General features: G+C 70.1%; 23 protein-coding genes. 9 read left to right on the forward strand and 14 right to left on the reverse strand.

What is annotated here, in order from left to right; genetic code table 11:
- The first annotated feature begins 65 nt into the window (after window positions 1–65).
- Window positions 66–587, forward strand: coding sequence for a pyridoxamine 5'-phosphate oxidase family protein (locus ACFW9O_RS16705; RefSeq protein WP_351178334.1), 522 nt, complete (start codon window positions 66–68; stop codon window positions 585–587).
- A 58-nt stretch (window positions 588–645) separates the two neighbouring features.
- On the opposite strand, the gene ACFW9O_RS16710 is transcribed toward ACFW9O_RS16705, so the two are convergent.
- Together ACFW9O_RS16710 and ACFW9O_RS16715 are read right to left on the reverse strand one after the other, a co-directional pair.
- Window positions 646–1,437, reverse strand: a complete 792-nt coding sequence (locus ACFW9O_RS16710) for a putative protein N(5)-glutamine methyltransferase (RefSeq protein WP_384609944.1) — start codon at window positions 1,435–1,437, stop codon at window positions 646–648.
- Between the two features lie 252 nt (window positions 1,438–1,689).
- Window positions 1,690–2,895, reverse strand: coding sequence for a hypothetical protein (locus tag ACFW9O_RS16715; RefSeq protein ID WP_384609947.1), 1,206 nt, complete (start codon window positions 2,893–2,895; stop codon window positions 1,690–1,692).
- A gap of 469 nt (window positions 2,896–3,364) precedes the next feature.
- On the opposite strand from ACFW9O_RS16715, the gene ACFW9O_RS16720 reads away from it, so the two are divergent.
- Window positions 3,365–4,945 carry a cellulose binding domain-containing protein gene (locus ACFW9O_RS16720; RefSeq protein ID WP_384609950.1) on the forward strand — a complete coding sequence of 527 codons (1,581 nt, stop codon included), beginning with the start codon at window positions 3,365–3,367 and terminating at the stop codon, window positions 4,943–4,945.
- 53 nt (window positions 4,946–4,998) lie between these two features.
- Here ACFW9O_RS16720 and ACFW9O_RS16725 read toward each other — a convergent pair whose 3' ends face one another.
- A complete protein-coding gene (locus ACFW9O_RS16725) occupies window positions 4,999–5,448 on the reverse strand; it encodes a MarR family winged helix-turn-helix transcriptional regulator (RefSeq protein ID WP_384609953.1) in 450 nt (149 codons plus the stop codon).
- A 90-nt stretch (window positions 5,449–5,538) separates the two neighbouring features.
- On the opposite strand from ACFW9O_RS16725, the gene ACFW9O_RS16730 reads away from it, so the two are divergent.
- The 3 genes from ACFW9O_RS16730 to ACFW9O_RS16740 all read left to right on the forward strand — a co-directional run bounded on the left by ACFW9O_RS16730 (window position 5,539) and on the right by ACFW9O_RS16740 (window position 9,605).
- Window positions 5,539–5,952, forward strand: coding sequence for a nuclear transport factor 2 family protein (locus tag ACFW9O_RS16730; protein WP_384609956.1), 414 nt, complete (start codon window positions 5,539–5,541; stop codon window positions 5,950–5,952).
- Between the two features lie 336 nt (window positions 5,953–6,288).
- On the forward strand, window positions 6,289–8,994 hold the full coding sequence (locus ACFW9O_RS16735) for a hypothetical protein (RefSeq protein WP_384609958.1): 2,706 nt from the start codon (window positions 6,289–6,291) through the stop codon (window positions 8,992–8,994).
- Window positions 8,991–9,605, forward strand: coding sequence for a hypothetical protein (locus ACFW9O_RS16740; RefSeq protein ID WP_384609960.1), 615 nt, complete (start codon window positions 8,991–8,993; stop codon window positions 9,603–9,605). The genes ACFW9O_RS16735 and ACFW9O_RS16740 overlap by 4 nt, the downstream gene beginning before the upstream one ends.
- Before the next feature lie 44 nt (window positions 9,606–9,649).
- Here the strand turns inward: ACFW9O_RS16740 and ACFW9O_RS16745 are convergent, their stop codons facing one another.
- The 6 genes from ACFW9O_RS16745 to glnA form a co-directional block, all read right to left on the reverse strand.
- Window positions 9,650–11,032, reverse strand: coding sequence for a dipeptidase (locus ACFW9O_RS16745; RefSeq protein WP_384609963.1), 1,383 nt, complete (start codon window positions 11,030–11,032; stop codon window positions 9,650–9,652).
- Entirely contained in the window at window positions 11,025–11,474 is a 450-nt protein-coding gene (locus tag ACFW9O_RS16750) for a hypothetical protein (protein ID WP_384609966.1), read from the reverse strand. The genes ACFW9O_RS16745 and ACFW9O_RS16750 overlap by 8 nt, the downstream gene beginning before the upstream one ends.
- Window positions 11,471–12,946, reverse strand: a complete 1,476-nt coding sequence (locus ACFW9O_RS16755) for an APC family permease (protein WP_384609968.1) — start codon at window positions 12,944–12,946, stop codon at window positions 11,471–11,473. Before ACFW9O_RS16755 ends, ACFW9O_RS16750 begins: the two co-directional genes overlap by 4 nt.
- Before the next feature lie 431 nt (window positions 12,947–13,377).
- Window positions 13,378–13,776 (reverse strand): peptidoglycan-binding protein, encoded by a 399-nt coding sequence (locus ACFW9O_RS16760; RefSeq protein ID WP_384609971.1) that lies wholly within the window; start codon window positions 13,774–13,776, stop codon window positions 13,378–13,380.
- Between the two features lie 61 nt (window positions 13,777–13,837).
- Window positions 13,838–14,278 (reverse strand): peptidoglycan-binding domain-containing protein, encoded by a 441-nt coding sequence (locus ACFW9O_RS16765; RefSeq protein WP_351182511.1) that lies wholly within the window; start codon window positions 14,276–14,278, stop codon window positions 13,838–13,840.
- 354 nt (window positions 14,279–14,632) lie between these two features.
- Window positions 14,633–15,994: a type I glutamate--ammonia ligase gene (glnA, locus tag ACFW9O_RS16770; RefSeq protein WP_351181830.1), complete on the reverse strand. Its 1,362-nt coding sequence runs from the start codon at window positions 15,992–15,994 to the stop codon at window positions 14,633–14,635.
- A 243-nt stretch (window positions 15,995–16,237) separates the two neighbouring features.
- Here glnA and ACFW9O_RS16775 point away from each other — a divergent pair, with 243 nt between their 5' ends.
- The 4 genes from ACFW9O_RS16775 to ACFW9O_RS16790 all read left to right on the forward strand — a co-directional run bounded on the left by ACFW9O_RS16775 (window position 16,238) and on the right by ACFW9O_RS16790 (window position 20,108).
- Complete coding sequence (locus ACFW9O_RS16775) at window positions 16,238–16,912, forward strand: DUF3105 domain-containing protein (protein ID WP_384609975.1); 675 nt, start codon at window positions 16,238–16,240, stop codon at window positions 16,910–16,912.
- On the forward strand, window positions 16,909–17,595 hold the full coding sequence (locus tag ACFW9O_RS16780; protein ID WP_384609977.1) for a DUF305 domain-containing protein: 687 nt from the start codon (window positions 16,909–16,911) through the stop codon (window positions 17,593–17,595). The genes ACFW9O_RS16775 and ACFW9O_RS16780 overlap by 4 nt, the downstream gene beginning before the upstream one ends.
- A gap of 123 nt (window positions 17,596–17,718) precedes the next feature.
- Window positions 17,719–18,144, forward strand: coding sequence for a CBS domain-containing protein (locus ACFW9O_RS16785; protein ID WP_351181821.1), 426 nt, complete (start codon window positions 17,719–17,721; stop codon window positions 18,142–18,144).
- A 209-nt stretch (window positions 18,145–18,353) separates the two neighbouring features.
- The gene (locus ACFW9O_RS16790) at window positions 18,354–20,108 is read left to right on the forward strand and encodes an NAD+ synthase (RefSeq protein WP_384609980.1); all 1,755 of its coding nucleotides are present in this window, start codon (window positions 18,354–18,356) and stop codon (window positions 20,106–20,108) included.
- Window positions 20,109–20,177: 69 nt separating this feature from the next.
- On the opposite strand, the gene ACFW9O_RS16795 is transcribed toward ACFW9O_RS16790, so the two are convergent.
- The 5 genes from ACFW9O_RS16795 to ACFW9O_RS16815 form a co-directional block, all read right to left on the reverse strand.
- Window positions 20,178–21,386, reverse strand: a complete 1,209-nt coding sequence (locus ACFW9O_RS16795; protein ID WP_384609983.1) for an MFS transporter — start codon at window positions 21,384–21,386, stop codon at window positions 20,178–20,180.
- A gap of 212 nt (window positions 21,387–21,598) precedes the next feature.
- Complete coding sequence (locus ACFW9O_RS16800) at window positions 21,599–22,810, reverse strand: Cmx/CmrA family chloramphenicol efflux MFS transporter (RefSeq protein ID WP_384609984.1); 1,212 nt, start codon at window positions 22,808–22,810, stop codon at window positions 21,599–21,601.
- Between the two features lie 305 nt (window positions 22,811–23,115).
- Entirely contained in the window at window positions 23,116–24,141 is a 1,026-nt protein-coding gene (locus tag ACFW9O_RS16805; protein WP_384609987.1) for an endonuclease/exonuclease/phosphatase family protein, read from the reverse strand.
- 167 nt (window positions 24,142–24,308) lie between these two features.
- Window positions 24,309–25,019, reverse strand: a complete 711-nt coding sequence (locus ACFW9O_RS16810) for a TetR/AcrR family transcriptional regulator (RefSeq protein WP_384609990.1) — start codon at window positions 25,017–25,019, stop codon at window positions 24,309–24,311.
- A gap of 147 nt (window positions 25,020–25,166) precedes the next feature.
- Window positions 25,167–26,792, reverse strand: coding sequence for an MFS transporter (locus ACFW9O_RS16815; protein WP_384609993.1), 1,626 nt, complete (start codon window positions 26,790–26,792; stop codon window positions 25,167–25,169).
- Between the last annotated feature and the right edge of the window lie 9 nt (window positions 26,793–26,801).

A 26,801-nucleotide genomic window follows, 5' to 3' on the forward strand; every position in this document is an offset into this window, starting at 1 on the left:
GGAGTCCGTACTTCGCAGGCACGATGAACGGAACGATCACGCCGAAGGCTCTCAGGAGGCCCGTCATGCCGGACGAGAACGCCACCCCGGACACCGCCCTGGACTCCCGGTACAGCGGCGAGAACGCCACCGCCCGCCCGTGGCCCGAGGCGGTCGCCCTCCTGACGGACGCCGAGCTGTACTGGCTCTCCACGGTCCGCCCCGACGGCCGCCCCCACGTCACCCCGCTGATCGGGGTCTGGTCGGACGGGGCCCTGCACTTCTGCACGGGCGCGGCGGAGCGCAAGGCACAGAATCTGGCCGCCAACCCGGAGGTGGTCCTGACCACCGGAGCCAACACGCTCGACGAGGGCTTCGACGTGGTGGTCGAGGGCCGGGCCGACCGGGTGACGGACGAGAAGCGCCTGATCGCGCTGGCCGAGGCCTGGGAGACGAAGTACGGCGTCGACTGGCACTTCGGCGTCACCGACGGCATGTTCTCCAACGGCGCCGGCGGCCGTGCGGAGGTCTTCGCGGTGACCCCCCGCACGGCCTTCGGCTTCGCCAAGGGCGACCCGTACGGCCAGACACGCTGGCGCTTCGCCTGACGTGCCCGGCACCTCGCCCACCGCTCCGGGAACGCGCGGAGCGGGTCCCGGCCACCGGCTACACGGGGCGGGTCCCGATCACCACCGTGGCGTACAGCTCCTCCGAGACGACCACGCGCGCCCTCAGCCCGCTGCCGCCCACCGTCTCCGCGGCGCGCCCCGCCTGCCGCTCGCTCGTCTCGACGAGGAGACTGCCACCGGGTGCCAGCCAGTCCGGTGCCGCGGCGGCCACGCGCCGCATGACGTCGAGGCCGTCCCCGCCACCGTCGAGCGCCACGCGCGGCTCGTGTATGCGCGCCTCGGCCGGCAGCAGTTCGACGTCGTCCGTGGGCACGTACGGCACGTTGGCGAGCAGAACGTCGACGCGCCCGCGCAGCGAACCGGGCAACGACTCGAAGAGGTCGCCCTCGTAGACCCGTCCGAGCTCACCGACATTGCGCCGCGCGCACCGCACGGCGGCGGGTTCCACATCCGTGGCGTGCAGTTCGACGTGCGGCAGTGCCGCCGCCAGCGCCGTACCCAGCGCCCCTGAACCGCAGCAGAGGTCGACGACGACGGCCGGCTTCCGCCCGGCGAGCGCCACGGCCTGGCGGACGAGGAACTCGGTACGGCGGCGGGGCACGAAGACCCCGGGGTCCACGGCGACGCGCAGCCCGCAGAACTCGGCCCAGCCGAGCACGTGTTCAAGCGGCAGACCGGCGACGCGGCGTTCGACCATGGCGGCGAGTTCCGCCGCACCGGTGGCGGTGGAGAGGAGGAGCTCGGTCTCGTCCTCGGCGAAGACGCAGCCGGCGGCACGGAGCGTGGTGACGATCGAGGAGACGGTGTGCGGTGAAGCGAATTCCTGCATGCGGAGGAGCCTTTCGGGAAAACCGATGGGCGCTCCGCGATCGCTTATGCCGTGTCGGGCACGCGACGGCGAGTGGTGAGCACCCAGCCTGCTGAAGCGGTAATGGGTCTCACCTCCTGGGTCGGTCCCGGTCTCGGGACGGGTCACATTACCCGAGTCGGGCCGTTCACCACACGCCCTGCTCCCGGGACCGGTGCGTTCCGGTCATGTACCCGTAGGCCAGGCGGAAGTCGTCGATGGAGGCGCGGTACGTCACCGGGTCTCGACGTAGCACGTGACCACCGGATCGGCACCGACGCCCCACCTGGCCTTCCCGGGCCAGGTGTACCGGAAGTGACCCTTCTCGGTTCCCTCCCGGGTCCAGTCGGCGGGCGCCGACCCGTACGCCTCCCGGCACGCGTCGCCGGCCATCCGCTTCGCCTTCCTGTAGCCCGGGTACGCCGCGTCGAACCGCGCGTGGGCGAAGACGCGGGCCTCGTGGGGCTGCGCACAGGGGACGGACACCACCAGGTCGAGGGTGCGGGTGCCCGTGGTGAGGTCGGCGCATCCGCCCTTCTTCACGTCACCGACCGCCGTGACGGCCCCCTTGGCGTCGAGCGTCTGCTCCGCGGCTGCCGGCATGACGGGCGCGGACTTCCCGAACCCGCTCACCCGCAGAACGGCTCGCAGGCCGGTCACCTCGTCCAGGGCGCTGCCCTTCTTGTCCAGCAGGGCCGAGAAGTCCGCCTCCGCCCGCGTGACCCTCCCGTTGGCGTCCGCGGACATGCTGAGCGACACGGGCGTCTCCGTACCGTTCGGGTCGATGTCGGCGATGAGTTCGGAACCCAGGTCCTTGGGGAACAGGCGCAGGGCGTTGAAGGCGGTGAGTTTCGCCAGGTAGGTGCGGCCGCCCTTCTTGGCGGCCGGCGATTGCTTCACGTCCTGGGCCCCGCTCAGAATCTCCAGGAGCGTGCCGCCGAAGGCGGACTCGGCTCCCCGCAGCGCGTCGATCGCGGCGCCGGCGCCGAACGCCTCCGAGGGCCCTTCGTAGCGCAGCCAGTAGCCGGCCTCGCCCGCACGCAGCCGGATGCTGTCGGGCTCGACCGCCACCCGGGTACGCGCGGGGGACCGGCCCTCCCCCAGCCGGACACCGAGCAACGCGTCCTGGGCCTCGTCCGGCAGGTCCTCGGCGAGTGCCCAGTCGATCGAACCGACGGCCCGGCCGCCCGGGAAGTCGAGCCGTCCCGAGGTCTTCTGCACCGTGTCACCCGACGGAGAGGTGAAGGTCAGGGTCTGGGTGAAGCTCGCGGTACGCGCTGCCTGGGTCGCCAGGAGCGCCTGGCGGGGCTGCTGCTCGACCGGTACGCCGAAGACCGGGTGGGCGGGTTCGTCGTCCGCGGAACCGCCGGCACAGGCGGTCAACAGCAGGGTGGCCGACAGGGCAGCGGCGCACAGGGGGAGGAGGCGTCTTCTGATCACGTCGGTTCGACCGTGAATCCGTCTCCGCGGTTGCCCTCCGCGGGGTAACGGAACGATCACCCGCTCCCGGCATCGGCCCGCCCCACCCGCATCGAAAGTTTCGCCCTACATTCCGAAAGTGGCCGAAAGCCCCTGTTGCGCCGAGCCCCTGACGGCGGTTCGCATGACCGCCTTTCACCTTTACGTACCGGTTCGGCGAACACGGTACGTACCCAGAAGCGTGCGAGAACGGCCAACCTCAGGTGCCCCAGGTCCACCCGTTGTCACGCCCTGACCCCCCTCCCTAAGCTCGGGAGCGCTCCCACACCTGGTGCCGCATCCGACCGGCCCCCACACCGGGAGTCCTCACGCTGCCGTCCCTGTCCGGCACTCCCGGCGGTCCCCCGCCAGACCGGATCCGCACTCCGCACCCGCCTTCTGGAGGTCCCCCATGCGCTTTTCCCTTCGGTACCGGTACAGATCAAGGGCGGTGGCAGCCGCAGCCGCCCTGGTGACAGTCGCGAGTCTGGCGACCGCGTCCCTCGCCCCGCAGGCGAGCGCCACCGGCAGGCAGGCCGCCGCGGTGCAGGCCGATCCCGCTGTCGAGGACGACGGGGCCGACTGCGCCGTAACCGACCCCGGAGCCTCGCCGGCCAACTCGAAGCTCCCCGATCCCTTCAGGAAGCTGGACGGGACGCGCGTCTCCACCATGTCGGAATGGCGTTGTCGTCGCGCGGAGATCAGGGAGCAGGCGGAAAGGTCGGTCTACGGCCAGAAGCCGGCCAAGCCCGCGGGCGTCACGGGAACGGTCTCATCGACCGGCATCACCGTGAACGTGACGGACCAGGGCAGGAGCGCAGCCTTCTCGGCGAAGGTCGAGCTGCCGAGCGGTTCCGGCCCCTTCCCGGCCGTCGTCGTCCTGGGCGGACTCGGGGCGGACACGGCCACCATCAAGGCCTCGGGTGCGGCGGTCGTCAATTTCGACCCGTACACGGTGGGGCGGGAAGGAACGCCGCGTAACAGCAAACAGGGCGCGTTCTACAGCGTCTACGGCTCGTCGAGCAGCACGGGGCTGCTGATGGCCTGGGCCTGGGGCGTGAGCCGCATCATCGACGTCATCGAACAGTCGGGCGGAAACCTGCTCAAGGCCGACGCGACCGGCGTCACGGGCTGCTCGCGGTTCGGCAAGGGCGCCTTCGTGGCCGGTGCGTTCGACCAGCGCATCGATCTCACCATGCCGATCGAGTCGGGTTCCGGTGGCGCCCCCGCCCTCCGCGGGATTCCCGGAGAGAGCGGCGGACAGCCGCTGAGCAGCGCCTACTCGGAACAGCCGTGGCTGGGCGACGCGTTCGGCTCCTTCACGGGCAACCCGGCCACGCTGCCGGTGGACACCCACGAGATCGTGGGCATGGTCGCGCCGCGGGGCCTGTTCCTCATGGAGAACCCGCACGTCGACTGGTTGAGCGCCAGGTCGGGGAGCGTCGCGGCACTGGGCGGGGCGGAGGTCTACAAGGCCCTCGGCGCCGGGTCCCACATCAGCTACTGGTCGGACGTGCAGGACGGCACCCACTGCGCGGCCAGGTCCGAGTGGAAGGGGCCGCTGCAGCAGAGCATCAGCAGGTTCCTCCTGAACACGGGTACCGCTCCGGGCGTGTTCAGGGTCTCCCCGCGCAAGTCCGGTGACCTGTCGGCCTGGAAGGACTGGCAGACCCCGGTCCTGACCGGCGTCGGCGACCCGGACGACGGCGGTGACCCGGACGACGGTTCCGACGCCACGTGCACCGCCGGCTACCGGACCGTCCAGAGCTGGTCCGGCGGCTTCCAGGGCGAGGTGTCGATCCGGAACAACAGCAGCAGCACGGCGCTGAGCGGATGGACGGTCGGGATGACCCTGGCCGCCGGCCAGTCGATCAGCAGCCTCTGGAACGGAGTGAACACCGGAACCAGCGGGTCCGTCACGGTACGGAACGCCCCGTGGTCGGGCACCACCGCCCCCAACGGCACGACCACGTTCGGCTTCACCGCCACCGGCAGCCCCACCACCGCACCCGGCAGCCTCACCTGCGCCTGAGAGGACTTCGGGCCGACGGCACGGTGCCGTCGGCCCGGAACCGATGTCTGGGCCTAGGGCCGTTGGTGGTGAGCGAGCAGCCGGGTGAGCAGATGGGTCAGTGTCTGCCTGTCTTCTGCCGAGAGCGGCTCCAACAGGTCGTCCTGCACCCTGTCGAGCACTAGGTCCATGCGTCGCAGCTGCTGACGACCCGCCGCGGCGAGGGTCACCCTGTTCCGCCTCCGGTCGTCCGGGTCCGGCGTCCGCTCGACGCAGCCCTGCTGGGCCAGTTCGTTGATCGCCGCCACGACGTCGCTGCGGTCCATGCTGCACCGGCGACCGAGCTCCGCCTGGCTGGCCACCCCGAACTCGTCCAGCGCGGCCAGGATCCGGTAGTGGTATCCGCGCGCACCCACCTCACCGAAGCCCTCGGACGCCAACCGGTGTGCGTGCACGGCCGCCTGGGTGATCAGCCAGCTCGGCTTCGCGGTCAGGTGTGCGGGGGTCGCGGGGGTCTCTTCCACGACAGCCACCCTACATCGTTGGCGCAGCCAACGAATTTCTCTGTATAGTTGGCGACGCCAATGTTGGGAACGCCAACGAAATGGGGATCCATGTCCACGCACAGTCCGGTCGCCGACCGCATCGAGATCACCGACCTGTTCACCCGCTTCGCACGCCTGCTCGACGAGAAGCGGTGGGAGGACGCAGGCACCGTCTTCACCGACGATGTCGTGGGGCACTCGCCCCGCTCGGGCGAAATCCGCGGCCTCGACGAGCTCGTCGGCTTCCTGCGCCGGGCCGAGGTCGAGGGGGAGCACACCCAGCACCTGACGACCGACCTGCTGGTGGACGTGAACGGCGACCGGGCGGCCGCCTCGGCGAACTCCCTCGTGTACTTCTTCCGCGACGGCGAGGCCCCCCACCTGACAAGCGGCCTGCGACTTGACTGCACCGCAGCGCGGACCCCGGCGGGCTGGCGAATCCGCGAGACACGGACCACGGTCGCCTGGATGCGCGAGAAGTGACCCCAGCGAGAGGCCCCGTCGGTCCAGGCAGAAGCAGGTCGGATCCCCTGCCCGGAGCGTTCCTTCACCGGCCGGTACCGGCCCGGCCCGGTGGCCCTGCGGATCAGTCGCCCGAGTGACCCCAGACGTGGGGGAAGACGTCGAAGTCCTTGACGTGAGCGCGGGTCAGCGTGTCCGTGCCGAGTAGCTCGCGTGCCTCCTCGGCGAGGACGGGTTCCACGGTCCGGTAGTCCGAAGACGCTCCGTGGACCGGAAGTTGGGCCCCCCATTTGGGCCCGAGGGCCCACCTGGAAATCGCTCTGGTGACCTACTCTCGCCGCTGGGGGGTGGATGAGTATGTCTTTTCATGCTGATGTCGCCGGGGCGGGCGGAGTCGCGCGACGCGCGATGCCGCAGCAACTGGTGGTCGCGCGCTGGCTCGTGTACGTGCTGTTCGGGGCGACGGTCGTGGGTGGCTTCGGCCTGCTGCTCTCCGCCGCCCAGGTGGACGCGCTGGGCGGCCTGTTGCTCGGCATGCTGCTGTACGCGGCGGCGCCCGGTGTCACCGGGTGGCTGCTCGCACGCCGGGCGTGGACGGGCGGCAACGGGGTCCGCTGGGGGCTGATCGCCGTACAGGCCTGGCTGATATCCGGCGGCCTGGCCAACCTGCGGGACGGCTCGGTCCAGGGCCTCACCCAACTCGTGCTGCCCGTCGTGATCCTGGTCTTCCTGTGCACGAAGGACTCGCGGGAGTGGTTCCGTTCGACGCCGTCCCATCGGCAGGAGCGGCCGCCGTTCTCCCTCCCCCACATGATCACCTGGCGCCGGGACCGCGGTCAGTCGGCGGTGGAGTACACCGGCCTGGTCGTGATGGTGGTCGCCATCATCATGGCGCTGGTACTGAGCGGGGTCGGCGGAGAGATGTCCGCTCGGCTGAAGGAGGCCATCTGCTCCGTGGTCGGCCAGTCCTGCCCGGCCGACGGTGGCGGTGAGACAACCCAGTCGGGCGACGAAACGGGCGACGGCGCGGACGGTTCCATCGACGGAGGCGTGACCGGCGGCGGCACAGAGGGCACCACCGGCGGCACGAACGGCACCACCGGCGGCACGAACGGCACCACCGGCGGCACGGGCGGCACCACCGGCGGCACGGGCGGCACCACCGGCGGCACGGGCGGCACCACCGGCGGCACAGAGGGCACCACCGGCGGCACAGAGGGCACCACCGGCGGCCAGAACGGCCCCGGTGACGGCCCACCCGGCTCCGAGGACGACGAGGACGGCGACCCGACCGACCCGTACGAGCAGATCGGGGACGGGGCGTCGCAGGACGGCGATGACGGCGATGACGGCGGCGACGAGAAGAAGGAGTGCTCCGGCTTCTGGGGCTGCACCCTGGACCAGCTCGGCCAGGTCGGCGAGGGCATCGTCGTGGACGGCCTGTGGGGCGATGTCACCGACACCTGGGACACGATCATTCACCCGATCGACAGCGTCACCGGCCTGTGGGACTACGGCAAGACGCTCGATGACCCCTGGCACGAGGGCACCAAGGAAGCCGGTGACAAGTGGGACAGGGGCGACTACTGGGACGCGCTCACCGACTGGGGCGGGAGCGGCGTCGACGTCGTCGTGAAGCCGCTGGACGACATGTTCGTCGGTGACGAGGTACGCGACAGCTGGAACCGCGGCGAGGAGACCCAGGCGGTCAGCAACGTCATATGGAACGTCGGCTCGCTGTTCATTCCCGGCTACGGCGAGGTCAAGGCCGCCGCCAAACTCGGCAAGCTCGGCCGCCTCGGCAAGATCGCCGGAGCCGTCACCGAGGCCGTGGACAAGGCCAAGGACGCGGCGGGCCGCGCCCGCAAGGCCGTGGGCGCCGGTGACACCAAGGGCGCCCGGGACGCCGCGGACGAAGCCCAGGACGTCGCCGACGATGCGAGGAAGAAGGTCGAGGAAGCGGGCGAATGCAAGCTCGCCGCTCTGGGCGGCGCGCGCCTCGTCCCGTACGGCGGAGGCGCCCCACGCCCCCTCGGCGGGTCCGGCGGCGGCACCGTCGTCCTCGCGGCCGCGCCCGCTGCGGTTCCGGTGGGCTTCTTCGCGGAGAACGGCGAAGGCTGCAAGGGCGCCGAGGCGGACGATGCCCGCGAGGCGCAGGAGCAGGCGGACGAGGCGGACAGGGTGGCCGACGCGGCCGAGCTCGGAGATGTGGCCGCCAAGGTCAAGCAGACGATCCTCGATGCCCGCGACAAGAGCAAGACGCCCAAGTCGGACCGCCTCAACCTCAACGAGAAGGCCATCGACGACCTGGTCGCGAAGGCCAAAGACAATCCCGACTACAGCAAGGGCGAGTACAGCAAGGAGGAGCTGGCCGCCGTGCTGGATGACCTCGACGGCATGCTCAAGGACACCTCCATCGACACCCAGACGCGGGGGTCGCTGGCGTCCGAGGTGCTCAAGGCCGGCAACCGGCACAAGCTGGCCGAGTCGATGGCCGAGGTCAGCGCCGCCCGGCGCGCGGTCGGCGAGGCCGCCGAGGGCACCAAGGTCTACGGCGCGGTCGGTGGCAAGAAGGGCCGCCAGACCGTCGACATGGGCGACGGCACCACGGTCGATGTCAGCGCTGTGGACGACGTCGACGTCCTCTACAAGGGGAAGGACGGCAACATCCACGCCGTCGAGGTGAAGAACACCGCCAACGCCGCCACCAAGTACACCGTCCCGGCCCAGGCGAAGCGGCTCGCGGACTGGGCCAAGGAGGACGGCGCCACCCCGCCGAGGGCAGCCCGCTACGAGATCGAGCAGAAGAAGGACTGGCACAAGATCTTCGACGGCTACCAGACGGACAAGAAGAACAACGTCACCCCTGGGGGCACTCCGGCGCAGACCTTCGCCGAGAACGGGCTCGGAGTCCGTATCGCCGGCCAGGACTTCACGCCGCAGCAGATCAAGGCCATGGACGACGCGTGGAACGCCAAGAGCGACGCCGACAAGCGGGCGGCGCTGGACTCCGGCAAGATGAACGACCCCAAGAGCGCGATGGACTACCTGGGAGTCTCGTGACCGCCACCGATGAAACCCCGCTGCTGGCGGGGGTGCTGCTGGCCTACCCGTACCCGTGGGACAACGACTTCATCTGGACCACGGAGAAGGAGGACGAGGAGACCCTCGCCTACGCGCGGGCCGTGCTGGAAGCCTGCCTCCCGTCCGAGCCGCTCGCCGGTCCGGAGCCGCCGCAGGAGACGGTCCTCCACGACTCCGGCGACGACGCGTACCCCGAGTGGACCGAGATCCGTGCCGTCCTGCGCGAGCGCATGCCCTACGCCCGGCACGTGACGGCCGGACGCATGGCCGAGGCCGAGGCCGAGTGCGCCCGTCGCGGGCTCGCCACGGCCGGCTTCCAGGAGATCTGGACCCGCCGCATCACTGCCTGGATCGCCGAGCGGACCCTGTACTGGTGCGGCCTCATGGTCGACGACGAGGCCGCCCTCACACCGTGGCTCATGGACCTCGCCGAGCTCTACGTCCAGCGCGGCATGGCCGCCGAAAAGGCAGTGGGCGCGCTCAGTTGCACCAAGTCCGTGCCCGAGAGCCGCGCCGCCCTCGCCCGGCTCGCCGCGTACGACGGCCTGCCCGGGGAGATCCGGGAAGCGGTCGCGTACGAACTCCGCTGACGCCCCGTGCCCCCTCCCGACACCCGTGTCGGGAGGGGGCGGCATCAAGCGTGAAGGTTCGCGTATTCGCGCAGGAACAGTGCCTCGACGAGAGCCATGTGCTCGATCTCTGTCGGGTCCACGCTTTCGTTGGGTGCATGGATCAGACACCGTGGCTCCTCGACCCCCATCAGGATGATCTCGGCTCGGGGGAAGGTGTCGGCCAGTACGTTGCAGAGCGGGATGGAGCCACCCTGCCCCAAGAACTCCAAGGGGCGGCCATACGCCTGGTTCATCGCCCTGCCGAGCGCCGCATAGGCGGGTCCGTCGGTGGCAGCGCGGAACGGCGAGCCGGTGGCCTCGGCTGCCACCGAGACCTGCGCTCCCCACGGGGCCGCAGTCTCAAGATGTGCGGTGAGCGCCGCGCGCGCGGCCTCCGGATCCGTACCGGGTGGCACCCGCAGGCTGACCCGGGCACGCGCCTCGGCCGGCACGGCGGCGGCCGACCCGACGACAGGTGCGCAGTCGACCCCGAGCACGGTGACCGCGGGCCGGGCCCACACGCGGTCGGCGACAGACCCTGAACCGGTGAGTCGTACGCTGTCCAGAACACCGGCGTCGGCCCTGAATTGCGCCTCGTCGTACGGGACTCCGGTCCAGGTCCCTGAGCAGTCCAGGCCCTTGATCCGGGTGCCGCCATCGGGGTCCCGCAGCGAGGCGAGCATGACGATGAGCGCCGCGAGGGCGTCGGGGGCGGGGCCGCCGAACATCCCGGAGTGGACATCGCCGCGCAGTGTGGAGACGGTGACGACGACATTGGCGAGCCCTCTCAACGAGGACGTGGCCGTCGGCCGGCCCACGGCGGCGTTGCCCGTGTCGCAGATCAGCAGCGCCTGCGCGTCGAACTCCTCGGGATGCTGGACCACATAGCGCTCCAGGCCGCCCGTTCCCTGCTCCTCGGAGCCCTCTGCGACGAACTTCAGCCCGACGGGAAGGTCGGCGCCGAGCGCGCGCAGCGCCGTGAGGTGCATGACGATATTGCCCTTGCAGTCCGCCGTGCCTCGCCCGTACCAACGACCGTCGCGCTCGGTGAGGGCGAACGGCGGCGAGGTCCATGCGTCGTCGTCGAGAGGGGGCTGCACGTCGTAGTGGCAGTAGAGCAGGACCGTGGGCGCACCAGGCGGTGGCGGCCGGTGCCCGAGCACGGCGTGGCTGCCGTCCGGGGTCTCGGCAAGACGGACATCGGAGAGTCCGGCCTCACTGAAGGCGTCGGCGACCCACTGGGCGGCTCTGCGGCACTCCTCCGGCGGCTGCTGCCGAGGATCGGCGACGGAGGGGATGGCGACCAGTTCGGCGAGATCGGCCTTGGCGCGAGGCATCAGCGCCGCGATCGCGTCGGCGAGCCCGTCGGAGTGCGGGCCGCCGGAGTCAGGCGGAGCGTCAGCCATTGCTCTCACCCTCCACCGTGTCGTCGGTCTTCAGCTCGTCGATCCTGTCCCGGACCTTCTCCAGCTTGTCCGGGCAGTAGACCCCAAGGATGATCGCGCCCGCTTCCACGGCTCTGCGGTCCGCGATGACCGGGCGCTGCCCAGGTCCGGTCGCGCCGTTGGAGAGGTTGATCTTCCACAGGGCGGTCTTGAGTGCGGACGCGGGGTCTTCGCAGACGTGGCCGCCGTCGGTGCCGAGCGTGCGGGCCACCTGGTCGATGTCGGGCCGTGGGTAGCCCGCCTGTTCCAGTTCGTCAGCGAGCTGATTGGCCTTTCTCGTGGACTGGTTGGTGGCGCGCAGGCTCCCGTAGGTGATGAGCCCGACCACCACCAGCGCCACGAGGATCACGATCGCGCCGATGTAGATCCATCTGTCTTGCGAGGATTTCGTGCCGGTACTCATGACGCGTCTCCCGTCGTGCTCTCGGCGGTCTCGACCGAGCGCCAGCTGGGCTTGCGGAAGTGAAGGAACAGCCAGGGGATGACGAAGCCGAGGAGGAGCAGTCCGGCTGCGATGAAGCCGACGTACGCCAAGACACTGCCGCCGCCGAACTGGGAGGAGGGGATGAACCCGATGACGAGGGCCGCCGCCGAGGCCGCGAAGCCTACGACGCAGATCAGGGTGAGGGCCGGGGCGCGGTAGCCGCGGGGGTGGTCCGGCTGGGTCTTACGGAGGCGGACCGCGGCTGCGAACATCAACAGGTACATGACCAGGTATACCTGTGTGGTGATCACCGAGAAGATCCAGTACACACTTGAGACGTTCGGGATCAGGGCGTACATCAGAGCGATCACCGAGGTGACGATGCCCTGCGTGACCAGGATGTTCTGCTGGACGCCGCGACCGTTGAGCTTCTGGAGGTAGGGCGGCAGGTAGCCCTCCTGCCGGGAGATCAGGAGCAGGCCCTTGGACGGCCCGGCGAGCCAGGTGAGCATGCCGCCCAGCGACGCGGAGACCAAGGCAACGGCCGCGATGGGGGTCAGCCAGCCGATGTCGAAGTACGCGAAGAACGCGTCGAACGCCTGCATGACGCCTGCGGTCAGGGAGAGCTGGTCGGCGGGCACGACCCAGCTGATGGCGAGTGCGGGAAGGATGAAGATCAGCAGCACCATCCCCATAGCCAGGAACATCGTCTTCGGGAACTCGCGGGGCGGGTCCTTGAGCGAGGAGACGTGGACGGCGTTCATCTCCATGCCCGAATAGCTGAGGAAGTTGTTGACGATCAGCACGAGGCTGGCAATGCCCACCCAGGGCGGGAGGATGTGGCCCGCGTCCATGGGCGCGGCGGAGGGGTTGCCCTGGCCGAGGAAGACCATGCCGAGGACCACCAGAAGCGTGCCCGGAACGAGGGTGCCGATGACCAGGCCCCAGGACGCGAGGCCGGCGAGTGCCTTGGTGCCGCGGGAGGAGATCCAGACGCCTGTCCAGTACAGGACCATGATGACGATGGCCGTGTAGACACCGTTGGAGGCAAGGGCCGGGTTGATGACGTAGGCGAGCGTGCTCGCGACGAAGGCCAGCAGGCTCGGGTAGTAGAAGATCGTCATCGCGAACTGGCACCAGACGGCCAGGAAACCGAGCGGCTTCGTCAGGCCCTCGCTGACCCAGCGATAGACACCGCCGGACCAGCCGGAAGCCAGCTCCGCCGACACCAGCGAGGTGGGCAGCAGGAAGCAGATGGCTGGGACGAGGTACAGGAACACACAGGCGAGTCCGTACACCGCCATGGTCGGTGCGGCCCGCAGGCTGGCCACCGAAGCGGTCGTCATCATGGCCAGAGTCACCCAGCCCAGGAGTGGCGTGCCCGCTCTCGCCGCCGGTGCCGCCGCCTTTGCTGCGCGTGGCGCCTCTTCGGGAATGTCCATCGCGCTCACATGCGCCTCCTGAGTGGGAATGCCCGTTCCGCTCACCTTCCGGCGCTGCGCCAGATCCGGCACCGTGAATGCGTCGTTCGAGTGACGAGGTGATCGGCTGCACCTGGTCAGGTCAGCGTCTCTCCCGGCAACAGGCGGCTCGAAGTGCGGCCTGGCGGGGCGTCGGTGCTCCTGGACGCCGATGAGGACATCAAGGCAACGAGCACCTGCCTCGGCCGCAGCACCCCACGGTTCACGAAGGCTGCGGGTTCCACACGCACCTCGCGCCGTGCTGTGGAGGCCGCACCCGGACGGTCTCCGGACGGTACGTACGAGGCCGTCGGCGCCACACCGCACGGCCCACAGACGGCCCAGCACATCCGAAACGGCTTCGGGCCGACGGTACGAAACCGTCGGCCCGAAGCGTGCGTTCACCGGAACAGAACGAATGATTATGATCGATAGCAGACATAGGTTCGCAGAGCAGGCCATGTCTTGCTGCCGACGATGCCGTCGGTCGCGAGGGTGTAACCGTACGAGTTGTTCATCATGGTCTGGAATCGCTTGGCAGCGGCACGGGAGTTGGACCCGAAGACACCGTCGATCGTGCCGGGGTCGAACCCTGCCCACTTGAGCAGGCACTGCGCCTCGATGCCCGAACTCGACACCCCACTGGAGCTCGGAACGACCGTCATGCCCTCGTAGTAGCCGGCGTACGCATAGGGCTCCATGGCGTTGAAGCCGCAGCTGTACGCCTGAGCGGCGGCGGTGCCGGCGAAGGCGGCCGGCGCGGCAACGGTGCCGGCAATCAGTGTGGCGACTGTCAAAGCCGTCGCAATGCTTCTGCGCATGTCGTCCCGTCTCCCTCATGTCGTGGTCCGGCAGTTCCGAGCCGTGGACGCTGACGGCTGCTCAGGCGTTGTACATGGCGTACCACCGCAGCGCAGGCCATGTGTCCTGGCCGACGATGCCGTCGATGTCGATGCCGTAGCCGAACGCGTTGTTCATCAGGGTCTGGAACTGCCTGGTAGCGGCTCGGGAGTTGGGCCCGAAGACACCGTCGATCGTGCCGGGTTCGAATTTTGCCCTCTTGAGCAGGCACTGCGCCTCGATGCCGGAACTCGACACCCCACTGGAGCTCGGGATAACCGTATTGCCGCTGTAGTAGCCGGCATACGCCCTGTCTCCCGAAACGGAGTAGTGACAGGTGTACGCCTGAGCGCCACTGGCCCCGGCGAAGGCCGCGGGTGCGGTTACGGTGCCGGCGATCAACGTCGCGGCCGTCAAGGCAATCGCGATGTTCCTGCGCAAAGTCGTCTCGTCTCTCTCGTGCCGTGATCCGTTGATGATCACCGCAGACCGACTGCTCCTCGTGGCACGCGCTTCAGCCTTGAGGGATACGGGTACTGCGGCCCTCCCGTGATTCCTCGCGTCCTCGCATCGCAGCTCTCCCACAGCATCAAGGCCCCGGACACTGTGGCCCACCAGACTGTGGCAATCAGGCCTTCCACCGCGACGGTGTTCGATCAGGTTCGAAAGCACGGGCGCAGGCCCAGCGCACCGGACAGCGAGACCCTGGGGTCTGCGACGGGCACGTCGGGTACACGGCCCACAGACGGCCCAGCCCTCTGACACAGCTTCGGGCCGACGGAATCACACCGTCGGCCCGAAGCCACGCCCACACGCCCTAACGGCGCCGACCTGCGATTACAGCACCGGCAGGAGCGCCTTCAGCTCGAAGGCCGTGACCTCGCTGCGGTACTCCTCCCACTCCTGCTTCTTGTTGCGGAGGAAGAAGTCGAAGACGTGCTCGCCCAGCGTCTCCGCGACCAGCTCGCTCTTCTCCATCAGCGAGATCGCCTCGCCCAGGTTCTGCGGCAGCGGCTCGATGCCCATCGCGCGGCGCTCGGCGTCGGAAAGCGCCCAGACGTCGTCGTCGGCGCCGGCCGGGAGTTCGTAGCCCTCCTCGATGCCCTTGAGGCCCGCGGCGAGCAGTACCGCGTACGTCAGGTAGGGGTTGGCGCCGGAGTCGATGGAGCGGACCTCCACGCGGGCCGATCCGGTCTTGCCGGGCTTGTACATCGGGACGCGGATCAGCGCGGAGCGGTTGTTGTGGCCCCAGCAGATGTACGAGGGCGCCTCGCCGCCCGCTCCGGCGGCGCGGGTGGAGCCGCCCCAGATGCGCTTGTAGGAGTTGACCCACTGGTTCGTCACGGCGGAGATCTCCGCGGCATGCTTGAGCAGGCCCGCGATGAAGGAGCGGCCGACCTTGGAGAGCTGGTACTCGGCGCCGGACTCGTAGAACGCGTTGCGGTCGCCCTCGAAGAGGGAGAGGTGGGTGTGCATGCCCGAGCCCGGGTACTCCGAGAACGGCTTCGGCATGAACGTCGCCTGCACGCCCTGCTCCAGCGCGACCTGCTTCATGACCAGACGGAAGGTCATGATGTTGTCGGCGGTGGAGAGCGCGTCCGCGTACCGCAGGTCGATCTCCTGCTGGCCGGGTGCGCCCTCGTGGTGGCTGAACTCGACCGAGATTCCCATCGATTCGAGCATGGTGATCGCCTGGCGGCGGAAGTCCATGCCGACGTTCTGCGGGGTGTGGTCGAAGTAGCCGGAGCTGTCGGCGGGGGTCGGGCGGCTGCCGTCGACCGGCTTGTTCTTCAGCAGGAAGAACTCGATCTCCGGGTGGGTGTAGAAGGTGAAGCCCAGGTCGGAGGTCTTGGCGAGGATGCGCTTCAGCACGTAGCGCGGGTCCGCGAAGGAGGGCGAGCCGTCCGGCATCAGGATGTCGCAGAACATCCGGGCCGTTCCGGGGGCCTCCGCGCGCCACGGCAGGATCTGGAACGTGGCCGGGTCCGGCTTGGCGATCATGTCCGATTCGTATACACGGGCGAAGCCCTCGATGGCCGAGCCGTCGAAGCCGATGCCCTCGTCGAAGGCCTGTTCCAACTCGGCGGGGGCGACGGCGACGGACTTGAGGTAACCGAGTACATCGGTGAACCACAGCCGTACGAAGCGGATGTCTCGCTCCTCAAGCGTCCTGAGGACGAATTCCTGCTGCTTGTCCATAGCCACATCCTTGCAGTTCAGACGGTCCGTGCACCACCGCCCGGGGTAGGGGAGACACTCCAGTATCACGACCCGGGATTTCACCCAGATTACGCACACGGTGTGAGAGAGAGCACTCGGCCACCCACTACGATCGGCGGCCATGGTGTGCAAGGGGCGTGGAGGCCTTTCGACAGCCTTGCGCGCACCCGCTTTTCCGGCCCGTTCCGTCCCTCCCTCCCCTTGGCAGAAGGACCCGACGACATGAGCTTCGAGCGCAGGACCCGCATAGAGCAGATGCGCAAGGCAGACCGGGCGCGCGATCGCCGCAACCGTGTCCTCGCCATAGGCCTGAGCGCCGTCGTGGTCACCGGTCTGCTCGGTTTCGGCACGTACATGCTGCTGGAGAGGTCGGAGGCGAGCGACCGGAACGCGGAGAGCCGGGCCCAGGACGCCAAGCAGACCGAGCAGGAGAAGGAGAAGCTGGCCGCCGAGCCGGTCGCGGGCGAGAAGTCCTGGGACGCGAAGAAGCTGACCCGCAACCACGTCACGACCGAGGTGGCGTACCCCATGGAGCCGCCGGTCGGTGGAGACCACCATCCGGCCTGGCTGAACTGCGACGGCGTCGTATACGAAAAAACCGTCCCGAACGTCAACGCCGTGCACGCCCTGGAGCACGGCGCGGTGTGGGTGACGTACAACGACAAGGCGGCCGACGCCGATGTGAAGAAGCTCGCGGCCCGCGTCGACAGCACCCCGTTCTCGCTGATGAGCCCGTACGAGGGACAGGCCGGCCCGATCATGCTGAGCGCGTGGGGCAAGCAGGTCACGGTGGACGGTGCGGACGACCGGCGGGTCGCCCAGTTCTTCGCGAAGTACGTCCAGGGCAAGCAGACGCCCGAGCCGGGTGCGCCCTGTACGGGTGGGATCGACGGGTGAGCTCGGTACGCACGCGCCGTACGCGGTGGGTGGCCGGCTCCGCCGTGGCGCTGGCCCTGCTGTTCGCCGGGGCGGCAACGGTCGCCGCCGCCCGGGACGACGGGGCGGCCCCGGCACCCCGTACCCCCTCTGCGGAGTCGGCGGACGCGGGCTTCGCACGCGACATGGCCGTGCACCATCAGCAGGCGGTGGAGATGTCCTTCATCGTGCGTGACGGTACGCGGGACGAGGACGTACGGCGCCTCGCGTACGACATCGCCAACACGCAGGCCAACCAGCGGGGCATGCTGCTCGGCTGGCTGGACCTGTGGGAGCTGCCGAAGACGGCACCCGCCGGGCAGGAACCGATGGCGTGGATGTCCGGCCACCGGCACTCCGCGCACCGCACGGGGGGCTCGGAGACCGGATTCGAGGCCCACGACGGAGCCCTCATGCCGGGCATGGCCACCAGGACGGAGCTCGACGGGCTCCGCGCGGCCCGTGGCAAGAAGGCCGAGATCCTCTTCCTGCAGCTGATGACCGACCACCACAAGGGCGGCGTGGACATGGCGCGCGGCTGCGCGGAGCAGTGCACGGTGCCGGTGGAGAAGCGCCTCGCCCAGGGCATGGCCGAGGCCCAGCGGTCCGAGCTCGACCTGATGGCGGACATGCTCGCGGCGCGGGGGTCGGCACCCCGTCCCTGAGCGTCCGGCGCCCTCGGCGTGCACCCGAACGGGTGACAGCGCTCGCGTACTCCGAACGGACCCATGACGATGGGTTCGCTCGGGCCGTACGGCCGTGCCCACCGGCACGCAGGAGGAATCCCCATGACCACCGCCAAGGACATCATGCACACCGGGGCCCACTGGATCCCGGCACACGAGACGCTCGACCGCGCGGCGCAGATGATGCGCGACCACAAGGTGGGCGCGCTGCCCGTGTCCGCCAATGGTGAGCAGGACAGGATGGTCGGCATCATCACCGACCGCGACATCGTCATCAAGTGCGTGGCTTCGGGGCACGATCCGTCGAAGCTGACGGCGGGCGAGCTCTGCGACGGCACACCGCGCTGGATCGAGGCGACCGCCGACGTCGACGCGGTGCTCGAGGAGATGCAGAGCCACCGGATCCGCCGGCTGCCGGTGATCGAGAACAAGAAGCTCATCGGCATGATCAGCGAGGCGGACCTGGCGCGGCACCTCTCGGACGAGCAGGTGGCCGGCTGGGCGGAGCAGGTCTACTCCGGCTCCTGACCCCGCCCCCCTGACCCTCGTCGCACTCTGTCCCCCCGCCCTCCCGTCCGCCCGTTCCCGGGTTGCCGCGAGGCGGAGCGTCCCGGCCCGGCGCCCCTCCCCCGAGGGTCGTCGGGCCTTCGGGCGTCCGGGTCGTCGGGTTCCGGAACGTCGCGGTTCGTGGCCGCCCTCAAGGACATCGCGTCAGAGAGACGATTACACTGGGCGGCGTGCCTCAACTACGTCTCGCACTGAATCAGATCGACGCGACCGTCGGTGATCTTGCCGGCAACAGCGAGTCGATCGTCCACTGGACCCGGCACGCCGCCGAGCAGGGCGCCCACCTCGTGGCGTTCCCCGAGATGGTGCTGACCGGATACCCCGTCGAGGATCTGGCCCTGCGGTCGTCCTTCGTCGAGGCCTCGCGGGAGGCGCTGCGCGCGCTGGCCGCCCGTCTCGACTCGGAGGGCTTCGGCGAGCTGCCGGTCGTCGTCGGGTACCTCGACCGCTCCGAGCACGCCGCACCGCGCTACGGGCAGCCCGCGGGATCCCCGCGCAACGCCGCCGCCGTGCTGCACCGTGGCCGGGTGGCGCTGAACTTCGCCAAGCACCACCTGCCCAACTACGGCGTGTTCGACGAGTTCCGGTACTTCGTGCCGGGCGACTCGATGCCCGTCGTGCGGATCCACGGCATCGATGTGGCGCTCGCGATCTGCGAGGACCTCTGGCAGGACGGCGGCCGTGTGCCGGCCGCCCGCGCCGCCGGGGCGGGACTGCTGCTGTCGGTCAACGCCTCGCCGTACGAGCGCGACAAGGACGACACCCGGCTGGAGCTGGTCCGCAAGCGTGCCCAGGAGGCAGGCTGCACGACCGCGTACCTGGCGATGATCGGCGGCCAGGACGAGCTGGTCTTCGACGGCGACTCGATCGTCGTCGACAGGAACGGCGAAGTGATCGCCCGCGCGCCGCAGTTCGCCGAGGGCAGCGTGATCCTCGATCTGGAGCTGCCCGCCGCCGCGGCCGAGGCGCCGTCAGGGGTCGTGAACGACGGACTGCGCATCGACCACGTGGTCATCTCCGAGGAGCCCCTGCCCGCGTACGAGGCGGAGCTGGCAGGCGGTTACGCCGAGCGGCTCGACGACGACGAGGAGCTGTACTCCGCCCTGGTCGTGGGGCTGCGCGCGTACGCTGCGAAGAACGGTTTCAGCGGTGTGCTGATCGGCCTTTCCGGCGGCATCGACTCGGCACTGGTCGCGGCCATCGCCTGCGATGCGCTGGGGGCCCAGAACGTCTACGGCATCTCGATGCCGTCGAAGTACTCCTCGGACCACTCCAAGGGCGACGCGGCCGAGCTGGCCCGGCGTACCGGGCTGAACTTCCGCACCGTGCCGATCGAGCCGATGTTCGACGCGTACATGGGGTCGCTGGGGCTCACCGGTCTCGCCGAGGAGAACCTCCAGTCGCGACTGCGCGGCACGATGCTGATGGCCGTCTCCAACCAGGAGGGCCAGATCGTGCTCGCGCCGGGCAACAAGTCCGAGCTGGCGGTCGGTTACTCCACGCTGTACGGGGACTCCGTCGGCGCGTACGGACCGATCAAGGACGTGTACAAGACGTCGGTGTTCCGCCTCGCGAAGTGGCGCAACCGGGCCGCCGAGGAGCGCGGGCAGATCCCGCCGATCCCGGAGGCGTCCATCACCAAGCCGCCGAGCGCCGAACTGCGCCCGGACCAGGTGGACACGGACTCGCTGCCGGACTACGACGTGCTGGACCGGATCCTGGAGATGTACGTCGACCGGGACCAGGGCATGGAAGCGATCGTGGCGGCCGGTTTCGACGCGGAGCTGGTGGCGAGGACCCTGCGGATGGTGGACACCGCGGAGTACAAGCGCCGGCAGTACCCGCCGGGCACGAAGATCTCGCCGAAGGGCTTCGGCAAGGACCGCCGCCTGCCGATCACGAACCGCTGGCGCGAGTCGGGCTGACCACGCGCGTGGGGGGCGTGCACCGGGTCGGTCCGGTGCACGCCCCCCCCAAAGGGCCGGGGTGCGCGGTCAGCGCACCCCGGCCTTCTGCTTGTTGTGCGCCGAGGACCCGCCTGTCACGACACGGGAGACCCCCGGCGTACGGTCCAGCAGACCCGCCGTGGCCGCCACCGCGAGACCGACGACCGCCAGCACCGCACCGACCAGGGCCGGTGACGTCCAGCCCCAGCCCGCCGCGATCGCCACGCCACCGAGCCATGCGCCGCCCGCATTGGCCAGGTTGAAGGCGGAGTGGTTGGACGCGGACGCGAGCGTGGGGGCGTCCTTGGCCTTGTTCATCACCAGCATCTGCAGCGGCGTGGTCGTCATGAAGCCGATGCCGCCGAGCAGCACCACCATCACCAGCGCCGCCCACTGCACGTGCACGGTGAAGGGGAAGACCACGAGTACGACGGCCAGGGCGGCCAGCGATCCGTAGAGCGTGGGCCGCAGCGCCCGGTCGGTCAGCGGTCCGGCCGCCAGGGCGCCCAGGGTCATCCCGATGCCGAAGAGCGCCAGGACGAGCGTCACCGAGGACTCGCCGAAGCCCATCGCCTCGGTCGTCATGGCCGAGAGGTACGAGTAGACGGCGAAGACACCCGCGAAACCGAGGACGGCGGTGAGCAGGCCGAGCAGCACCTGCCGGTTGCCCATGGCCCTCATCTCGCGCCCCAGGCCCTGGTGGGAGTCGACGGGCATCTGCGGTACGAGCCGGGCGAGCGCGGCCATGGCACCCAGCCCGATCACCGAGACCACGACGAACGTGGCGCGCCAGCCGAGGTGCTGGCCGAGCAGGGTCGCCGCCGGCACGCCGACGATGTTGGCGACCGTGAGCCCGAGGAACATGGTCGCGACGGCGCGGGCCTGCCGCCCGTCCGGGACGAGCCGCGCGGCGACGACGGCTCCGACCCCGAAGAACGCCCCGTGCGGCAGCCCGGCCAGCAGCCGTCCGGCCAGCAGCCAGCCGAAGTCGGGGGCGAACGCCGAGGCGAGGTTGCCGATGGTGAAGAGGGCCATCAGCAGCAGGAGCATCCGCTTGCGCGGAACCCGTGAGCCGATGGCGGTGAGCAGCGGGGCGCCCAGGACGACGCCGATCGCGTACGCGGAGACGAGGTAGCCGGCGGTGGGCACGGACGTTCCCAGATCGTCCGCGACGTTGGGCAGCAGGCCCATCATCACGAACTCGGTGGTGCCGATGCCGAAGGCGCTCACAGCGAGGGCGAGCAGGGCCAGGGGCATGGAGGGGGCCTTTCGGAACGAGGGAGGGAGCGTCGGCTTCATTGCCGGTCCGGATTAAGTATTCAGCCGGAACAAAGTGTCGCAGACCTTTTATGCCCGGAGGTGAACGAGCCGTTGCGGCGAGGTGCGGCGCGGACACCTCCGCCGCTGCCCGGTGACGTCGGCACGGCTGGTCAGGATACGTGCGGTGACCCGCCGGCCCGGGTCAGGGACTAGGCCCCCTCCTCCGCCCGGTGAAGAAGATCACGGCTGGAGTCGTGCAGCGCCCGGGGCAGGGAGCGGGACCGCTCGCGTGACAGCGCCCCCGCCCCCGCGAGCGCCAGGCACATCAGCAGGGCGCTCACCCAGACCGGTGCGCGGAAGCCGAACCCCGCTCCGAGGAACAGACCGCCCAGCCAAGGGCCCAGCGCGGCCCCCACGTTGAAGGCAGCCGTGGCGAAGGAGCCCGCCAGCGTCGGGGCGTCGGGGGCCCGGTGGAAGACCCGGGTGATCAGCGCCGTACCCGTACCGAAGGCGAGCGCGCCCTGGAGGAGGACCAGGGAGAGCGCTGCCACCGGGTTCCCTGCGGTCAGTGCGAGGGCCGCCCAGCCGGCGGCCAGCGCGACCATGCCGACGGCCACGACGGCGCCGGGCCTGGCGTCGGCGATCCGGCCCGCCAGGGTGACGCCGGCGAACGAGCCCACGCCGAACAGGGCGAGGACGGCGGGGACCCAGCCTGCGCCGAGGCCGGTGACCCGGGTGACCAGCGGCTCCAGGTAGGAGAACGTACAGAAGGTCGCCCCCTGTACGAGCGCCATCACCAGCAGGGTGAGCAGCAGACGGGGGCGGCCCAGGGCCCGCAGCTCGCTACGGGCGCTCACCTGCGCCACGTCGTGCGGGCTCCCGCCGGGAATCGTCCACAGCAGTGCGAGGAACGCCGGTACGGAGACGAGGGCCACGGCCCAGAACGCCGAGCGCCAGCCCCACAGTTCGCCGAGCAGCGCACCGGCCGGCACCCCCACCACACAGGCGACGGTCACCCCTCCGACGACCACGGCGGTGGCCCTCGCCCGCAGGTGCGGTTCGACCATGGCCAGCGCGGTGACCAGCGCCACCGCCCAGAAGCCGGCGTTGGCCAGCGCCCCGGCCACCCGGGTCGCGAGCAGCACCCCGTAGCCGGGGGTCAGCGCACCCACCACATGGGAGGCGATGAACACGCCCAGGAAGAACAGCAGCGCACGGCGCCGGGGCCAGGTGCGGCCCGCCAGGGCGGTGAGCGGTGCGCCGATCACCATTCCGATCGCGAAGGCCGAGGTCAGCAGCCCGGCGGCGGCCAGTGAGACGTCGAGGTCGGTGGCGATGCCCGAGAGCAGGCCGGACAGCATGAACTCCGATGCGCCCTGGGCGAAGACCGCCAGCCCGAGCACGTGGACAGCGAATGGCATGAGAAGAAGACCCCTTGTACGGAACCGTCGGAGGAACGAGCGGTGTTCGTCGGGGGTGCGGGCCGCGCCCGTCCGTGCGCACCGGGGCGCGGGGAACGGCAACGCGGCGGAATGCCCGGTGTTCTCACGGACAGGGGAGTCGGCCCACACCGCCGCGGGATCCGGCGGTGGTCGACGACGCGACAGGGGAAGGCTCACCGACCGCTGGGGTCAGAGGCCTTCGGCGCTGCGGGTCGGCCACCGGCGGACCGGCGGCCGGAGTCTGTCGGACTCGGGGCTGGGCATGGGGAGAGGGTACCCGCCCCTCAGAGTGCGATGCGGGCCGCGATCGGGAGGTGGTCGCTGTCCGTGGCGGGGAGGGTCCAGGACGACAGGGGTTCGACGCCCCTCACCATGATCTGGTCGATGCGGGCCATCGGGAACGACGCCGGCCAGCTGAAGCCGAAGCCGTCGCCCGCCGCGCCCTGCGTGGAGCGCATCTGGGCGGTGACCGCGTTCAGGGAACGGTCGTTCATCGTGCCGTTGAGGTCGCCGAGCAGGGCCACCCGGTCGAGCCGTTCGTCGGCGATCGCCTCGCCCAGCGCGTCGGCGCTCTTGTCCCGCTGGTTGGCGGTGAAGCCCGCGTGCAGCTTGACCCGTACGGAGGGGAGATGGGCCACGTACACCGCGATCGAGCCCTGTGGCGTGCTGACCGTGGCGCGCATCGCGCGGGTCCAGCCCAGCTTGATGTCGACGGGGCGGGAGTCCGTCAACGGGTACTTGCTCCACAGGCCGACGGTGCCCTGTACCGAATGATGCGGATAGCGGGCGGCGAGGGCTTCCTCGTACGCGGCCACCTTGCCGCCGGGCAGTTCCTGCAGGGCCACGACGTCCGCGCCGGATCCCGCGACCTGCTGGGCGGTGCCCGCGGGGTCGGGGTTGCCGGCGTTCACGTTGTGCGTGGCGACGGTGAGGTCACCGCCGGCTCCTGACTTGTCGGCGAACAGGAGGCCGCCGAACAGGTTGAGCCAGACCACGGCCGGCAGGAGCACGGCGATCAGCGCGGTCGCCGAACGCCGGACGAGGCCGAGGAGGAACAGCAGCGGCACGAGGAGGCCGAACCAGGGCAGGAAGGTCTCGATCAGGCTGCCCGTGTTGCCGATGGTGTTGGGGATCTCCGCGTGGAAGATCATCATCAGGGTCAGGAGGACCGCGCAGAGCGCGAGGAGGATGCCGCGCCGCCAGATGCCGGGGTCCGTCGCCAGTCTGTGGCGCAGGGCCCTGAGGCGGGGCCCGGGTCCCTGCGGACCCGTGCCGGCGTTCTCGGTGTCCGCCCTGTACGCCTGCACCATTGCGCTGTCCTCACTGCCTTGCCGTACACATCGCCGCGCCTCACGACCCTAGGCGATGGGCGACGCTATTCGTGCCGTCGACGACGGCCGTACTGCCATCAGGACGACGGATCTGGCGTCGTGGGTTCCGGCCGATGGGGTGGTTGTGGTGGCTTGTGACAGAACGCTCACACAGGAGCGGTCGTCGGCTTCCCGGCCGTGACCTGCGGTTTCGGTGCGAGGCCCTGGAGCAGGATCCCGATGATGCGGTCGGCGAGGTCCTCGGGCAGGGGTGCGTCGGGGCGGTGGACGGTGCGTACGAGCATGGGGCCGAGGAACAGGTCGTCCATCAGCTCCGCGTCGAGGTCGTCGCGGAGCTCGCCCGCGTCCACGGCCCGCTGCACCGCGGCCAGCATGGCGACGCGGCGCGGCGCGATCACCGTGCACTGGTACTCGGTCCACAGCTTGGGGTGGCTCTTCATCTGCGCGAACACGTTGTGCAGGAGTACGGAGGAGCGCTGGGCGAGGCCACGCGTACGCATGGATTCCAGCAGGAGGCGGAGGTCCGCGAGTCCTTCGGTGCCGGAGACGGTGGGGTCGGCGGGTTCGATGTCGCGCAGGACGTCGACGAAGAGCTCCTCCTTGCCGCTCCAGCGACGGTAGATCGTGGCTTTGCCGACGCCCGCGGTGCGGGCGATGCGCTCGATGGACAGGCCGGCGAGGGGTTCACCGGCCTCCAGCAGCTCCACGACGGCGTCGAGGATCGCGCGCTCGGCGGCTGCGCTGCGGGGGCGGCCGCGGCGGGGTTCGGGGTCCTGAGCGTGAGGGTCCTGGCCGTGAGGGTCCTGGCCGGGTGAATCGTCGGCCCGGTCCTGTGCATGGTCCTGTGCCGCCTGCACGTGGGTCACCTCTCGCTGCGCCGTCCACCGCTCGTCGTTCGCCGTTCATCCTGATTCTCGCCGACCGGCGGGGGGTGGGGCGACCGCCGGGGCGATCCGGACGAGGAACGGGCCTCGTACGGGCCGCTCCGGCACCCACCCTCTCCCTCAGACGCCGGACGGGCTCGACGCGGCCTTGTCGTCCTCCGCCACGGGGGCTGCCCGGTTCTCGTCCTGGCCCGGAGCCTGCTGCCTGCCCGGCAGGAACAGGCCCACCACCACAGCACCGATCAGGGCCACCGCGGCCGAGCCGAGGGCCGTGACGTGCATCGCCGAGATGAACGCGTCGTTCGCCGCGACGACGAGCGGCTTGCCCGCCGGGCCCAGCTTCGCCGCGACGCCGAGGGTCGCCTCGATCGACTCGCCCGCCACGTCCCGCGCCGCGGCCGGGACGTCCGCGAGATGGCCCTCGATGTCACCGCGGTAGACCGTGGACAGCACCGAGCCGAGCACCGCGATGCCGAGCGCCCCGCCGACCTGGCGGAACGTGTTGTTGATGGCCGAGCCGGAGCCTGCCCGTTCGCGGGGCAGGGCCTGCATCACGGCGACGGTGACCGGCGGCATGATGTGCGCCATTCCCGTGCCCTGCACGAAGAAGACGACACACATCACCCAGACCGGGGTCTCCGCGTCGAAGAGCGCGAAGGCCGCGAGGCCTCCCGCGACCAGCAGCATGCCGACGGTGCAGACCGCGCGGGCGCCGAACCGGTCGACGACCAGCCGGGCGCGCGGCGCGAAGATCATCTGCGCGGCGGCGAGCGGCAGGATGAGCAGTCCGGACTGCAGGGCGCTGTAGCCGCGGACGCTCTGGAGGTAGAAGGCGGAGAAGAAGGTGACGCCCATCAGCGCGAAGAAGACCAGCGCGATGGCGGCGACGGCGGCGGAGAAGGCCGGCTTCCTGAAGTACGAGATGTCGATGGAGGGGTGGCTGCTGCGCTTCTCGTGCCACACGAAGACCGCCAGCACCACCAGCCCGCCGATCAGCGGCGCGAGCACCGTGAGGTCGGCGAAGTCGGCGAGCTCGCCGCCGCGGATGATGCCGTACACCAGCAGGACCAGGCCGACGATGGACAGGACGACGCCCAGCGGGTCGACCCGGCCGGGGTTCGGGTCCCGGGAGTCCGGTACGAGGACGGCCATGGCGATCAGCGCGACGATCACCACGGGGACGTTGACCAGGAAGATCGAGCCCCACCAGAAGTGCTCCAGGAGCAGACCGCCGGTGATGGGGCCGATGGCGATGCCGAGGCCGACGCTGCCGGCCCAGATGCCGATGGCCTTGGGCTGTTCGTCGCGCTCGAAGACGTTCATCAGGACGGCGAGCGTGGCGGGCATCACGAACGCCGCACCGAAGCCCATCAGGGCACGCCAGGTGATGAGCTCGCCGGGCGTGGTGGAGAGCGCGGCCAGGCCGGAGCCGATGCCGAAGACCAGGATTCCGGCCAGCAGCACCTTCTTGCGGCCGATGCGGTCGCCGAGCAGGCCCGCGGTGAAGAGCAGTCCCGCGAAGACGAGCGTGTAGGAGTTGATCGCCCACTCGAGCTCGCTCTGGGTGGCGCCGATGCCGGTCGGTGCCGGGCTGGCGATCGTCTTGACCGCGACGTTCAGGATCGAGTTGTCCAGCACCACGATGAGCAGGCTGAACATGAGAACGGTGAGGATCGCCCAGCGGCGGCGGTGGACCGCTTCCGGGACACGGGACTCGGCGGCAGGGGCGCCGGACGGTATGGACATGGCGACGAC

Origin of the sequence: Streptomyces sp. NPDC059499, assembly GCF_042749285.1 — a bacterium.
In the GTDB taxonomy this organism is placed as follows: Bacteria; Actinomycetota; Actinomycetes; order Streptomycetales; family Streptomycetaceae; genus Streptomyces.